Annotated in this window: 13 protein-coding genes; 7 read left to right on the top strand and 6 right to left on the bottom strand. The window is 70.8% G+C overall.

The window, feature by feature from the left end; genetic code table 11:
- Positions 1-392: 392 nt before the first annotated feature.
- The 5 genes from VFE05_14475 to VFE05_14455 form a co-directional block, all read right to left on the bottom strand.
- Entirely contained in the window at positions 393-1,244 is an 852-nt protein-coding gene (locus tag VFE05_14475; protein HET6231275.1) for a carboxypeptidase regulatory-like domain-containing protein, read from the bottom strand.
- Between the two features lie 177 nt (positions 1,245-1,421).
- Positions 1,422-2,246, bottom strand: coding sequence for a carboxypeptidase regulatory-like domain-containing protein (locus VFE05_14470; GenBank protein HET6231274.1), 825 nt, complete (start codon positions 2,244-2,246; stop codon positions 1,422-1,424).
- 57 nt (positions 2,247-2,303) lie between these two features.
- Positions 2,304-3,149: a carboxypeptidase-like regulatory domain-containing protein gene (locus tag VFE05_14465; GenBank protein HET6231273.1), complete on the bottom strand. Its 846-nt coding sequence runs from the start codon at positions 3,147-3,149 to the stop codon at positions 2,304-2,306.
- Positions 3,150-3,316: 167 nt separating this feature from the next.
- Positions 3,317-4,168, bottom strand: a complete 852-nt coding sequence (locus tag VFE05_14460) for a carboxypeptidase-like regulatory domain-containing protein (GenBank protein ID HET6231272.1) — start codon at positions 4,166-4,168, stop codon at positions 3,317-3,319.
- A 4-nt stretch (positions 4,169-4,172) separates the two neighbouring features.
- Positions 4,173-4,994 carry a carboxypeptidase-like regulatory domain-containing protein gene (locus tag VFE05_14455; protein HET6231271.1) on the bottom strand — a complete coding sequence of 274 codons (822 nt, stop codon included), beginning with the start codon at positions 4,992-4,994 and terminating at the stop codon, positions 4,173-4,175.
- A gap of 287 nt (positions 4,995-5,281) precedes the next feature.
- Between VFE05_14455 and aroA the strand changes: the two genes are divergently transcribed.
- From aroA to VFE05_14435, 4 genes are all read left to right on the top strand, one after another.
- Positions 5,282-6,619, top strand: coding sequence for a 3-phosphoshikimate 1-carboxyvinyltransferase (gene aroA / locus VFE05_14450; GenBank protein ID HET6231270.1), 1,338 nt, complete (start codon positions 5,282-5,284; stop codon positions 6,617-6,619).
- Entirely contained in the window at positions 6,616-7,305 is a 690-nt protein-coding gene (gene cmk, locus VFE05_14445) for a (d)CMP kinase (GenBank protein ID HET6231269.1), read from the top strand. The genes aroA and cmk overlap by 4 nt, the downstream gene beginning before the upstream one ends.
- A gap of 136 nt (positions 7,306-7,441) precedes the next feature.
- Positions 7,442-9,358 (top strand): 30S ribosomal protein S1, encoded by a 1,917-nt coding sequence (locus VFE05_14440; protein ID HET6231268.1) that lies wholly within the window; start codon positions 7,442-7,444, stop codon positions 9,356-9,358.
- Between the two features lie 385 nt (positions 9,359-9,743).
- Positions 9,744-10,238: an energy transducer TonB gene (locus VFE05_14435; protein HET6231267.1), complete on the top strand. Its 495-nt coding sequence runs from the start codon at positions 9,744-9,746 to the stop codon at positions 10,236-10,238.
- Positions 10,239-10,394: 156 nt separating this feature from the next.
- On the opposite strand, the gene VFE05_14430 is transcribed toward VFE05_14435, so the two are convergent.
- On the bottom strand, positions 10,395-10,931 hold the full coding sequence (locus VFE05_14430) for a YIP1 family protein (GenBank protein HET6231266.1): 537 nt from the start codon (positions 10,929-10,931) through the stop codon (positions 10,395-10,397).
- 228 nt (positions 10,932-11,159) lie between these two features.
- On the opposite strand from VFE05_14430, the gene VFE05_14425 reads away from it, so the two are divergent.
- The 3 genes from VFE05_14425 (at position 11,160) to VFE05_14415 (ending at position 13,903) form a co-directional block, all read left to right on the top strand.
- The gene (locus tag VFE05_14425) at positions 11,160-12,710 is read left to right on the top strand and encodes an acyl-CoA carboxylase subunit beta (protein HET6231265.1); all 1,551 of its coding nucleotides are present in this window, start codon (positions 11,160-11,162) and stop codon (positions 12,708-12,710) included.
- 255 nt (positions 12,711-12,965) lie between these two features.
- The gene (locus VFE05_14420) at positions 12,966-13,181 is read left to right on the top strand and encodes a type II toxin-antitoxin system HicB family antitoxin (GenBank protein ID HET6231264.1); all 216 of its coding nucleotides are present in this window, start codon (positions 12,966-12,968) and stop codon (positions 13,179-13,181) included.
- Positions 13,182-13,189: 8 nt separating this feature from the next.
- A complete protein-coding gene (locus tag VFE05_14415; GenBank protein HET6231263.1) occupies positions 13,190-13,903 on the top strand; it encodes a DUF1801 domain-containing protein in 714 nt (237 codons plus the stop codon).
- Positions 13,904-14,040 lie beyond the last annotated feature (137 nt).

The following is a 14,040-nucleotide window of genomic DNA, read 5'->3' as shown; positions in this document are numbered from 1 at the left end:
TGCCCCCTCCCCCAGCCCCTCCCCCGCAAGCGGGAGAGGGGAGCTTGTTCCACGATGGGAGCTAGGTTTACGTCGATTTCGGCTCCGGGGCGGACGGCACGGCGCTGAGGAAAGCAGGGCGCCGCAGGTGACGCAGTGCCCGCGCTCGGGAGCGAGCGTTCGGCCGCCCGTGACAAACAGCGCCCGACGCCGGAGATGCCCCGCCGACCACGCTAAATCACACGCCCGCAAGCAGTTCTCCCCTCTCCCGCAAGGCGGGGGAGGGGCCGGGGGAGGGGGCATCTTCCCGCCACGAAACCGTCCAAGCATCCCCGAAAACCGAAGCGCCGCGACTCTCCCGAGCCGCGGCGCTTCGTCATCAACGTGCGGACCGCTCGTCCACCGATCCGACTCTATCGTGTGAACGTGCAGAACTGGTTCATCTGGGCCGAGACCGGCGTGGGTGCGAAGGGGCGCTTGGCGGCGCCTTCCATGAACCACACCGTGTACGCCTGGATGAACGACCCGCCGTGGTACACGTCCAGCCGGTACAGGTCCTCGGGCCGGTAGGTGGCCAGCTCGTCCATGCCGTACGCGGGCCGCTCGTCGATCACCACGCACGGGCGCGTGGCCTCGCCGCGCACGCGGAAGCAGTCGAACGACCCCAGCCCCAGCATGGACGACGACGTCATGTTCGCGAACAGCCCCCCGCGCCCGCCCCCGCTGGAGCCCCCGCAGTGGATGCGCGACAGGCCGAAGTGGTCCGCCAGGAACTGCGCCGCGTCGGGCGCGGTGCTGGACAGGAGCTGCAGCTGGCTGGCCGTGCGCGACGACACGCCCACCGCCAGGCGCCGCCGCTCGAAGCGGTCGACCTGCACCTTCAGCCCCGCCAGCGCGACCGGGATGGCTTCCATCGCGACCTGGACGCGCGTGGTGTCCGGCCCCACTTCCCAGATTACGAACTTCTCGCGGTAGCCGATCATATGCACCACCGCGGGGTGCGAGCCGGGTTGGAGCCGCCCCACGGTGAAGCGGCCCAGCCGGTCGGCCGTGGCATTGCGGCCGTTGCGGGGCAGGGCGATGCGCGCGGCTGCCACCGGCTTCTGCGTGGTGGCGTCGATCACGGTGCCCACCACCACGGCCGTGCCGTCGCCCACGCGGCGCTGGGCAGCGGCGTGGGTGGACGCGGCGGCCTGCGCCAGCAGCGCGGCCGCGAGCAGCGCGCCGCCGCGCAAGCGTGCGGGGGAGAACGAAAGAGCGCTCATGCGAACCTCTCGTGGTTTCCTGGAGTGTGTCGCTCGGCCCGCGGATTCGCGTGGGCCGGGTACGGCGTCTTCGTGCCAGCTTCCCTTCCGGCCGGGGCGGCGGATCCACCTGGGCCGGCTTTCGCGGCCGTGGGCGGCGGATCCGCCCCGGGCCGTCACCTCACCGCTTGGGCGCGCTCAGACGCGCGGCGCTCCCGGGCGGTTCACGCAGTACAGGTTCCACTGGGTGTCGGCGGAGAGCGGCGACCAGGCGGTGCGCGTGGCGTTGCGGATGAACCACGTGGTGTACGCCTGCACCACCGCGCCGCCGTCGTAGACCTCCACCCGGTACAGGTCGTCCGGGTTCAGCGCCTCCAGCGCGTCGAGCCCGTCCACCGGCGACTCGTCCAGGAGCACGCACGGGCTGCGGACGCCGCCGCGAACCAGCAGGCAGCTTCGCGGCTCCACGCCGTTGCGGCGCCCCTGCGGCAGCCGTGACCGGCCGCGGGGGCAAGTCACGCGGGCCAGCCCGAAGTGGTCCGCCACGAACTGGGCCGCGGTCATCGCCGTGAAGCCCTCCAGGCCGTCCCGCCCGATGGCGCGTGACGACCACCCGCTCGCGCGCCGCCGCCTCTCCAGCTTGTCCACCTGCACCGTCAGCGCCCGCAGCTCGATGGCGGACTGCCGCAGCATCACGCTCACCCGTGTCGTGTCTCCCGCCGCCACGGCCCACCGCACCGAGTCGTCCGCGTAGCCCAGGCGGGCCACCGTCGCGCGGTACTCGCCTGGCCGCAGCCGCCCGATCACGAAGCGCCCCGCGCGGTCGGTAGATGCTTCGCGTCCCGTGCCTTCGATCACGACGCGCGCGGAGAGCAGCGGCTGCCTCGTCGCCGAGTCGACCACCACGCCGGCGATCACGCCCGGCGCCTGTGCTTCGGCCGTCCGCGGCATCGCGCCGAAAGAGACCAGCGCGACGGCGGCGATCCGGCAGAGGGACGGAACGTGCTTGCGGCGGATGGTCACGGCTGAGCCTGGTCTCTCGTGGCCTGCACCCCGCCCGGCGGACGGGGACCGCGGTGCTCACGTGGACGGCTGCAAGCGGCTGCGGCAGAACGAGTCCCACTGCACGTCCACCGGCACCGGCACCCACGGGTGGTTCGCCATGCTGCGCACGTACCAGTGGGTGTACGCCTCCACCAGCGCGCCGCCGCGGTACACCTCGATCCGGTAGAAGTCCTCCGGACGGTAGGTCTCCAGCGCGTCCAGGCCGCTGGCCGGCATCTCGTCGATCAGCACGCACACGTTCGTGACCGAGCCGCGCACCTGCACGCAGTTGCTGCCCGAGAACGGCGAGCTCGGCTGGAGCGTGGGCTGCATGGGCTGGCGGCGGCTGGCCTGCGGCGCGGGATGGAGAGGTGCGCAGGGCGCCCGCTGCATCCCGAAGTGGTCGGTCACGAAGCGCGCCGCGTCGTGCGTGGCGCTGTTCGCCAGCTCGCGCTGGGCCGCGGTGCGCGCGCTCCACCCGGCCACGCGCATCCGCCGCTCCAGCTTGTCCACCTGCACCATGATCGCCGCCAGCTCGATCGCGCTGGGCGCCAGCACCACGCGCACCCGCAGCGTGTCTCCCGCGCCCACGGCCCACGTCAGCGAATCTTCCGCGTAGCCCAGCATCTCCACCGCCGCCCGGTGCGTCCCCGCCGCCACGCCGGAGAGCACGAAGCGCCCGGCGCGGTCCGTCGCCGTCCATCGCCCGCTCCCGTCCAGAGTGACGTGTGCGGGATGCAGCGGCTGCCCCGTGGCCGAGTCCACCACCGTCCCCGCGACCACCCCGCGCTGGGCCGCCGCCGCCGGCGCGCCCCACGCCAGCATCGCGGCGGCCAGGGCGAGCCCCGGCGCATTCCCGCAGCGCATCGGCAGACGGATCATCGGTCGCATCGTATCCCCCGGCGGCGGACGTGGGGCTCGGCGCATCGAGCGGCGGGAGGTCCGCCGCCGGCCGGGCATCTCCCATCTTACATCGCCCGCCTCGCTGCCGGAACGAACCTGCGCATCGCATCTACCGTCCTGCCCGGCGAACGCCGAGTGCCCGTGCGTCAGGAGCCCGGCGAGCCGGCGGTTCCTCGGCAGTAGGCGTTGTCCAGCGCCTCCACGGGCGTGGGCACCAGCTTTCGCTTCGCCATCGACTCCACGAACTCCGGCGTGTAGGCCATGATGATGCTGCCGTGCTTGTAGACCTCGATCCGGTACAGGTCCGAGGGCTGGTAGCCCGCCAGCTGGGCCAACCCCTGGATGGGCATCTCGTTCAGCAGCACGCACGGAGACATGACGTCTCCCCGCGACCGCAGGCAGTTCATGGCGCCCATGCTGGAGAAGCCCCGGCCGCGCCGCGCGGGCTGGGGGCAGAACGCGGGCGCCATCCCGAAGTGGTCGAACACGAACTGAGTCGCGTTGCCCACGCGACCCGCCAGGTCCTCCGCGTCGGCCCGCTGAGACGGGAAGCCCGAGCTGAGCCGCCGCCGCTCCAGCCGGTCCGCCACGGCCGTGAGCGCGGCCAGCCGCAGCGGCTCGGGCACGAGGCGCACCGTGAGCCGCGTGGTGTCGCCCGCCGCGGTGAAGGTCACGAACGCGTCCTCGTAGCCCAGCCGCTGCACGGCCGCGTAGTGCACGCCGGGGACCAGGCGGGAGAGGACGAACGTGCCGTCCTCCTTCGTCGCGCCACGGGCCACGCCGTCCACCGTCACCCGCGCCGCGCGCACCGGCAGCCCGCTGGCGGAGTCGACGGCGGTGCCCACCGCCACGGAGCGCTGCTGGGCGGCGGCGGGATGCGCGAGGACGGCGCAGGCAAGAACGGCTGATGCGGCCAGGGTGCGCGACCGGCGTCGCGGCGGGAACGCCAGCTTCACGTCGGCCCGCACCGAGCCGTTCGACGGTAGATGGATGCGCATCGGCTCAGAGCCCCGGAGTGCCGGACGTGGCGCGGCAGTAGGCGTTGTAGAGGCCGTCCGCCGGCGCCGGCACGAGCTTGCGGCGCGCCATGCTCTGCACGAAGCCGGGGCTGTAGACCAGGATCATCCGTCCGCCCTGGTAGACCTCGATTCGGTACAGGTCGCCGGGCTGGAAGTCCGCCAGGCCCTCCATGCCGTTGATGGGTGCCTCGTCCATCAGCACACAGGGCTTCACCAGGTCGCCGCGCACGCGCAGGCAGTTGGACGGCTGCATGTCCGATGCGCCCACGAGGCCGGCCACGCGGCTGCGGCGGGGCGGCTGGGGGCAGCGGGCGGTGTGCAGGGCGAAGTAATCCGCTGCGAACTTCGCGGCGTCTCCCACGCGGCCCTGCATGTCCACCAGGTTCGCCGTGCGCGACACCATCCCGGTGCCCACCCGCCGCGCCTCCAGCCGGTCCACCTGCACCGACAGCGCTTGCAGCTCCACCGGGTCGGGTACCAGCGCGAACCGCACGCGCACCGTGTCGCCCGCCTCGGTCCACGACCTCATCCCGTCGCGGTAGCCGAGGTACCGCGCGGTCGCGTTGTGCGGCCCCGGAGCGAGATGCGGGAAGAGCACGCGCCCGTCGCGGCCGGTCAGCACGGGGCGTCCGCCGTCCACCGTCACGCGCGCGGCGGCGAGCGGCTGGCCGGTGGCGGAGTCGACCACGGTGGCGAGTGTCACGGACGAGCGTTGCGCGGCGGCGGGCACGGGCCACGCGGCGCAGGCGAGCAGGATGACGAGCAGGGCGGGGAAGGGGAGGGAGGGGCTGCGGCGTTCGGCCATGGGTCCTCGGGCGAGGTATGTGGAGGGTCACCGGGCGCGGAACAGCGCAATTGCTGCTCCCCGCGTATTCAATGCGCCAACGCGTTGCGCCGGAGCGCGTTGGATTTTCGCGGTTCGGCGGAAGCCGCCGCGGCTGTCCATTCCGTTGGACACGCGCCGTCCCCGTGCGGCGTCGGAGAGCGGCTCCGCCGGCCGCGGCCGGGAGATGCACGGCCACCGAGAAGCTCGCGGGTACGAGGCCTGTGCGCGGGTTGCCCGGCGCGCCGCGGGCGCGGTAGCTTTGCCGCATGACACTACACGTTTCGGGCGAGGTGCGCGTCCCCGGCGACAAGTCGATCACGCACCGCGCGCTCATGCTCGCCGCCGCGGCGGACGGCCAGAGCCGGCTGCGCGGCCTGCTGCCGGGCGAGGACTGCCGCAGCACCGCGTCCGTGCTCCGCGCCCTGGGCTGCGACGTGCCCGACCCGCCCGCGGGCGGCGGCGAGATCCGCGTCCGCGGGCGCGGACTGGACGCCTGGCGCGCGCCCGACGGTCCGCTCGACTGCGGCAACAGCGGCACGACCGCGCGGCTGATGACGGGCCTCCTCGCATCCCGCCCGTTCGCCGTGACGCTCACCGGCGACCCCTCCCTCCGCGGCCGGCCCATGCGCCGCATCACCGAGCCGCTGGCGCGGATGGGCGCGCGCTTCCGCGAGCTGGGGCAGGCGGACCGGCTGCCCATCGAGGTCACGGGCGGCGGCCTCTCATCCATCGACTACGAATCGCCCAAGGCCAGCGCGCAGGTCAAGAGCGCCGTGCTGCTGGCGGGCGTCGGTGCGGGGATCTCCGTCTCCGTCGTGGAGCCTGTCCTCTCGCGCGACCACACCGAGCGGATGCTGCGCTCGCTCGGAGTGGACGTCGCCACGGTGCAGGCGTGCGGCGGGTGGCGCATCGCCGTCGCACCGTCGGGCGATGCTCTCCCGCCGCTGGACCTTCGCGTGCCGCGCGACCCGTCGTCCGCCGCGTTCTTCGCCGCGCTGGCGCTCCTCGCGGGCGGCGGCGAGCTGCGCATCCCCCACGTCTGCGCGAACCCGACGCGGACGGGCTTCTTCCGCATCGCTGCACGCATGGGCGCATCCATCGAGTGGACGGATGAGCGCGAGGAAGGCGGCGAACCCGTCGCGGACCTCGTCATCCGCCCGTCGGCGCTCCGCGGCGTGGAAGTCGGCGCGGGGGAGATTCCCGCGGCCATCGACGAGGTGCCCGTGCTCGCCGTCCTCGCCGCCCGTGCGCAGGGCGAGACGCGCATCACCGGCGCGGGCGAGCTGCGGGTCAAGGAGAGCGACCGCATCTCCGCCATCGTCTCGAACCTGCGCGCCATCGGCGTCCAGGCGGAGGAGTTGCCGGACGGCCTGGTGGTCAGCGGAACGGATGCCCCTCTGCGAGGACGGGTCGCGACCTTCCACGACCACCGCATCGCCATGGCGTTCGGCGTGCTGGGCGCGCTCCCGGGCAACGCGCTGGAGATCGAGAACCCGGAATGCGCGGACGTGAGCTTCCCCGGCTTCTGGGATCTGCTGCGCCGCGTTTCGGGAGATGCGGGAACGGCGGACGGACGAAACGACGCACGGGAGATGGGCGGATGACGCGCAGGGACGGGATCATCATCGCGCTCGACGGGCCGGCGGGTTCGGGCAAGAGCTCCACCGCCAAGGCCGTCGCGGCGCGGCTCGGCTACCGGCACCTGGACTCGGGCGCCTTCTACCGCGCCCTGACCCTGGCCGCCCTCCGCGCCGGCATCCCCGCCGAGCGCTGGGACGGCCTGACGCACGCCGAGCTGGACGCGCTGGAGGTCGAGGGCGTCCCGGCGGACCGCGGCTACCGCATGACGGTGCGCGGCAGGGACGTGTCGGACGACATCCGCTCGCACGAGGTGAACGCCCACGTCTCGCAGATGGCCGCCGTCCCCGCCGTGCGCGAGTGGCTGATGGACGCGCTCCGCGGCGCCGGAGCCACGGGCGGCCTCGTGGCCGACGGGCGCGACATCGGCACCGTCGTCTTCCCGGGCGCCGAGCTGAAGGTCTTCCTCGTCGCCGACCCGGCCGAGCGGGCCCGCCGGAGGCTGCGGGAGCGGGGAGACGCGGAGCTCTCGGACGACGAGATCGTGGCGGAGGCGGCGCGTCTCCAGGGCCGCGACGCCATCGACTCCGGCCGCGCGGTGGCGCCCCTGCTCCAGGCGGACGATGCCGTGGTGCTGGACACCACGGAGCTGACGTTCGAGGCGCAGGTGGAGGCGGTCGTGCGGCTCGCGCGCGAGCGCGCCGGGGATTGACGCAACTCGCGCAACGACGTAACTTTCTGCGTTTTCCGGGGAATTCGCCCCACCCGTCCCATCCACCCCAACCGATCGCCGCGACGCGTGAGGCCATCCGCGACGCGGCGGAACGTGCAAAAGGATCCCCACACCCATGGTCGACCAGATCAACGAGCCCTTCTCCGCCGACGCAGTCGACGCCGAGGAGGACGGTAACGTCCTCGTGGCGCCGCGCCGCTTCGGCAGCGAGCTGACCACCCAGCAGATCGCCGACCGCGCGCGGGAGATGAACATCCGCGCCGACCTCTTCGACGAAGACGAGTACACGGCCGAAGAGTACGAAGTGATGCTGGGCATGTACGAAGACACCCTCACGAACATCGAAGAGGGCGAGATCGTCAAGGCCCGCGTTCTTCGCGTGACGGATAAGTCGGTGATCCTGGACCTCGGCTTCAAGTCCGAGGGCTCGGTGAACCGCGACGAGTTCAAGGACCCCGACTCGCTCCAGATCGGCGACGAGGTCGAGGTCTTCCTCGAGAACCTCGAGGACGAGGACGGCGTGGTCGTCCTCTCCAAGAAGAAGGCCGACTTCCTCCGCGTCTGGGAGAAGATTCGCGAGGCCCACGAGAACGGGACCGCGGTGGCCGGCGTGCTCACGCGCAAGATCAAGGGCGGCGTCACCGTCGACCTCATGGGCGTGGACGCCTTCCTCCCCGGCTCGCAGATCGCGCTTCGCCGCGTGCCGAACATCGAGGACCTGATCGGCGAGACGTACGAGTTCAAGATCATCAAGCTGAACAAGCGCCGGCGGAACATCGTCGTGTCGCGCCGCGTCCTCCTCGAGGCCGACCGCGAGATCAAGCGCGAGAAGCTGAAGAAGGAGCTCGAGGTCGGGCAGGTGCGCACCGGCACGGTCAAGAACATCACCGACTTCGGCGCGTTCATCGACCTGGGCGGCATGGACGGCCTGCTGCACATCACCGACATGAGCTGGGGCCGCGTGGGCCATCCCAGCGAGGTCGTGGCCATCGGCCAGGAGCTGGAGGTCAAGGTCCTGGATATCGACTGGGAGCGCGAGCGCCTGTCGCTGGGCCTGAAGCAGCTCCAGGAGTACCCCTGGACCGACGTGGACAAGAAGTACCCGGTCGGCAGCCGCGTTCGCGGCCGCGTGGTCTCGATCACCAACTACGGCGCCTTCGTGGAGCTGGAGAAGGGCGTCGAGGGCCTGGTGCACATCTCCGAGATGTCGTGGACGCGCAACGTGCGTCACCCCAGCAAGATCGTCACGCTGGGCGACGAGATCGAGGCGGTGATCCTCAAGGTCGACGTCGAGGGCGAGAAGATCAGCCTCGGCATGAAGCAGATCGAGGAGGATCCCTGGCACGCGCTTCCGCTCAAGTACCCGGTGGGCACGCGCCTCACCGGCAAGGTGCGGAACCTGACCAGCTTCGGCGCTTTCGTCGAGATCGAGCCGGGCATCGACGGCCTGGTGCACATCTCCGACATGAGCTGGACCAAGCGCATCCAGCACCCCAGCGAGGTCGTCCGCAAGGGCGACGACGTCGAGGTGGTGATCCTGGGCGTGGACGCCGAGAACAAGCGCATCTCGCTGGGCCTCAAGCAGACCCAGGACGACCCGTGGGAGACCCTGGCGGGCAACTACCACGCGGGCCAGGAGATCACCGGCAAGATCTCGCGCCTGCAGGACAAGGGCGTGGCGGTGGACCTGGGCGACGAGATGGAGGGCTTCGTGCCCGTGTCGCAGCTGGGCGTGACCGGCCTTCAGAACCCCGCCGACGTGTTCGGCGAGGGCGACGAGCTGGAGATGCGTGTGACCGAGGTGGACCTCTCGAACCGCCGCATCGTGCTGGAGACGCTGCGGGTGCCGAAGTTCGAGGAGGGCGGCGTCCCCGTCGCCCCCAAGGCCGAGGCCGCCGCCGAGGAGGAGGCTCCTGCCTCCGACGAGGCGCCCGCGTCCGAAGAGGCTCCGGCGTCCCAGGAGGCTCCGGCGTCCGAGGAGGCCCCGGCCTCGGAAGACGCTCCGGCTGCCGACGAGCCCACCGAGGGCTGAGAAGCCACCGGCAGGTAGTCTGCTGATCGAAGAGGGTGCGGGGCTTCGGCCTCGCACCCTCTTCGCTTTCCTATCCCGCCGCCTCTCTCCGAGGGGTGTGCTCCTCGGCCGCAGGAGCCGGATTGCCGGTCAGGCGCTTTCCATTTCGTGAGAGACAAGCCGTGAGAACGTGGCCGTTGGTCGTCTGCTCCGTCCTCGTCGCAGGCGCGTGCGCGACGGCGAATCCCTCCGCCGAGGCGCGGCCACCGTCGTCGCGTCGATGCGGTTCGCGCTTGCGACCATAATGGCTCGCCACCATTCCGGTAAACTTCACCATCCACTGGCCTTCCGTTTCGGCCGACCCGTCCCGCTTCGTCTCTCCACACACCTTTCTTGGAGTTTGCTTGTGAAGCGCGTCCCCCTACGTACCGCCGGTGTCGCGGTGTTCCTCCTCCTCGCCGCCGGATGCCGTCCGGCCGAGGACCGCTCGCGTTCGAAGCCCGAAGAGCTGGTGGACTACGTCGAGGTCTCCGACAGCGAGGCGGCGAGGAATGCGGCACCGCTGCCGCCCATGGGCCCGGACGAGCACGGCGTCTACGAGCTTTCCGCCATCGAGGAGCAGCCCAGTCTTGCCAACGCGGCGGCGGTGCAGCAGGCCGCCAACAGCACGTATCCGCCGCTGCTTCGCGACGGCGGGATCTCCGGCACCGTCGAGGTGGAGTTCGTGGTGGGCGCCAACGGCATGCCCATCGGCTACGGCGTGTCGCAGTCCAGCGGCTACCCGCAGTTCGACGAGGCCGCTGCGCGGGTCGTGCAGGTGATGCGCTTCCATCCCGCGAAGGTGAAGGGCAAGCCCGTCCCCGTCCACGTCACCATCCCCATCACGTATCAGCTACAGTAGCCCACCGGCGGGCGGGGATCGTCGGGCCGGCCGCCAGCATCACCATGGACCGGGAGATGCGCGAACTTCGATGGATAGAAGAAGACGGGGCACGAGATGCGATCTCGTGCCCCGTCTCCGTCTAGCCTTGTGGCGCTCAGCCCGTCGGCTTCGCCATCAATGGACGATGCTGAAGGCAGCGAAACCGGCGCCGATGCCGAGGATCGCGAGCAGCATGCCGACACAGGCCATCGCGATCACCGCCACCACGGCCGTCGCGATCGCCTTGCCGGTCGAGATGTCCAGGGCCTGCCGGATGGCGACGATGCACGCGACCAGCGACCAGATGCCGACGACCACCGCCACCAGCCTGCCCAGGAGCGGCAGGAAGGCCAGCACGCCCAGCAGCCCCGGCGCCTGCGCGAAGCCTAGCGTGCGCAGCATCTCGCCCCAGTCCGCCGTGCCGTCGAACAGCTTGGTGCCCACCAGGTAGGTCACGCCGGACCACACCGCCCAGCCGATGAAGGCCGTGACGATGCCGCCGATCATGCCGTGCCCGCCGCCGTGCATCCCCCCGATGGCTCCGGCCGCGGCAACCAGGGCGACCACGCCCGCGGCCTGCGGCGTGGCGGTGACGTCCGCCTCGACCTCCTCGTACGTAGCCACGTCCAGCATCGCCGCGCCCACGATCCGTTCGCCAAAGCTCTTCGCCATCTCGGCCTCCCGCCTGTTCTGTCGGAGTGAGTTTCTGTAGATGCAGCCGCTTCCGCGATACGGGCCGGAGCGCGGCTTGCCCGCCCTACGTCGGCGCCGGGTGGGAGGATTCAGCGGACGGTAAGACGCCGCCGCGTACGTGCGGGAGCGCGGGCCGCGAGTTAGATTGCCGCCTTTCGTCGCCGGCGGGCGAGAACGGCCAACACCCGAGACCACGGAAGACGCTCGATGTCGATGCGGGAGAAGCTGGAGCACCTGGAGTCGCTGCGCCGCCAGGCGGAGCTGGGCGGCGGCGAGAAGCGCATCAAGGCGCAGCACGAGCGCGGCAAGCTCTCCGCGCGCGAGCGGCTGGACGTGCTGCTCGACGAGGGCTCGTTCGTGGAGCTGGACCGCTTCGTCACCCACCGCGCCACCGATTTCGGGCTGGCGGACGAGAAGTACCTGGGCGACGGCGTGGTCACGGGCTACGGCACCATCCACGGCCGCCTCATCTACGTCTTCTCGCAGGACTTCACGGTCTTCGGCGGCTCGCTCTCCGAGACGCACGCGGCCAAGATCGTGAAGATCATGGACATGGCGCTCAAGAACGGCGCCCCGGTCGTGGGCCTCAACGACTCCGGCGGCGCGCGCATCCAGGAGGGCGTCGTCTCCCTGGGCGGCTACGCGGACATCTTCCTGCGCAACACGCTCGCGTCGGGCGTGGTGCCGCAGATCAGCGCGATCCTGGGGCCGTGCGCGGGCGGCGCGGTGTACTCGCCCGCCATCACCGACTTCATCTACATGGTGCAGGGCACGAGCTACATGTTCGTGACCGGCCCCAACGTGGTGAAGACGGTCACGCACGAGGACGTGACGATGGAGGAGCTGGGCGGCGCGGCCACGCACGCGGCCAAAAGCGGCGTGGCGCACTTCGCGGTGAAGAGCGAGGTGGAGTGCCTCCACAAGATCCGCCACCTCTTCGAGTTCATCCCGCAGAACAACACCGACGACCCGCCGTTCAAGCCCACCGACGACGCGTTCGACCGGGCCGACGAGGAGCTGCTGGACATCGTGCCCGACCATCCGAACAAGCCGTACGACATGCACGACGTCATCCGGCGCGTGGTGGACGACCGCGAGTTCTACGAGGTACACGCGGACTACGCCGGCAACATCCTCTGCGGCTTCGCCCACGTGGGCGGCCACTCGGTGGGCATCGTGGCGAACCAGCCGGCGGTGCTGGCGGGCGTGCTGGACATAGACGCGGCGGTGAAGGCGGCGCGCTTCGTCCGCTTCTGCGACTGCTTCAACGTGCCGCTGCTCACGTTCGAGGACGTGCCCGGCTTCCTGCCCGGCGTGGCGCAGGAGCACGGCGGCATCATCCGCCACGGCGCCAAGCTGCTCTTCGCCTTCTGCGAGGCCACGGTGCCCAAGGTGACCATCATCACCCGCAAGGCGTACGGCGGCGCGTACGACGTGATGAGCAGCAAGCACATCCGCGGTGACATCAACTACGCCTGGCCCACCGCCGAGATCGCGGTGATGGGTGCCAAGGGCGCCGTGGAGATCCTGTACCGCCGCGAGATCGCCGCCGCCGAGGACCCCGCCGCCGCGGCCGAGGCGAAGCAGCAGGAATACGCCGAACGCTTCGCAAACCCGTTCGCCGCCGCCGCGCGCGGCTACGTGGACGACGTGATCGACCCGCGCGAGACCCGCGCCCGCATCGTCAGCGCCTTCGACATGCTCAAGAACAAGCGCGACTCCAACCCGCCAAAGAAGCACGCCAACATCCCGCTGTGAGCCGCGGAGCTCCCGCCGATGAACGTGAGGGACGTGCTGCGGCTTCTCGAGGGGGACGGGTGGTATCTCGCTCGTATGCGTGGTAGTCATCGCCAGCTGAAACACCCCTTGAAGCCCGGAACGGTGACCGTTGCTGGCAAGCCGTCCCTGGACCTTCCGCCCGGAACGATGCTCAGTATCTTGAAGCAGGCGGGGTTGCGCTGAGTCGTGCCCGGCGAGCGGATCTGGGAATCACGTAGCCGCAGGAGGCGTTGGATGCGTTATATGGTCGTGGTGGAGCGCGGAAGGAACAGCTACGGCGCTCATGTTCCGGACCTGCCGGGATGCGTCGCGGTCGGCGAGACACGGGCCGAGGCACTGGAGCTTATCCAGGAGGCGATCGAGATGCACATCGAGTCGCTGCACGAAGATGGGCTGCCGGTGCCGCCTCCCGCCGCGAGCAGCGAGTACGTAGAGGTCCACGCCGCCTGAGGAAACGGATGCCCGAAGCCACCATCGAAGACCTGCTCGCCGGCTGCTCGCCCGAGGTGCGCGATCTCGCGCTGCGGACGTGCGATCTGGCGCGCCGCATCCTGCCGGGCGCGGTGGAGAAGGCGCACACGGGCTGGAAGATCATCACGTTTGGAAAATCGGCGGGGATGAACGCGATGGTGTTCGGTGTGGCGCCGCACCGGGAGCGCGTCAACATCCAGCTCGTGGGCGCGGACCTGCCCGATCCGACCGGCCTGCTGGAGGGCACGGGCAAGGCCGCGCGCCACGTGAAGATCAAGTCGGCGGAGATGCTGGACGATCCCGCGCTGCACGACCTGCTCCGCGCGGCCGTCGCCGCATCCACCAAGTCGTGGTCCGAACGTGCCGCAGAGGCGGGTCCGCCGGTGGATGGCTACCGCGCCTACGGCAGCAAGACCGTCAACGTCTCCGCCGACGTGCTCTCCGCTGTGTGGACGGACGACATGGTGCGCGCGCGCTGGCTTCCAGAGCCGCTGGAGATTCGCGGCAGCACGCCGGGCAAGTCCGTCCGCGCCCGCTGGGCTGACGGCACGACGGTCGACGTGCGGTTCACGGCAAAGGGGGAAGCCAAGAGCTCGGTCGCGGTCGACCACATGAAGATCGGCACCGAGGAAGAGGCTGCTCGCCTCAAGGCCATCTGGAAGGACCGGCTCGACCAGATGAAGCGAGTGCTGGAAGGCTGAGCGCTCGCACTCGGGCGGGGAGGCGTCTCACGCCTCTCGCGAAGCCTGGCTTCGGAACCCCACCCGACCCACCTCATCGCGCACACGCATGGAACCCAGCCGGCAGAAGCTCAGCGTAGGGCAGGGAAAGGACTCGG

This window comes from Longimicrobiaceae bacterium, from assembly GCA_035696245.1.
In the GTDB taxonomy this organism is placed as follows: domain Bacteria; phylum Gemmatimonadota; class Gemmatimonadetes; order Longimicrobiales; family Longimicrobiaceae; genus DASRQW01.
This window is presented reverse-complemented; position numbering and strand designations above follow the sequence as displayed.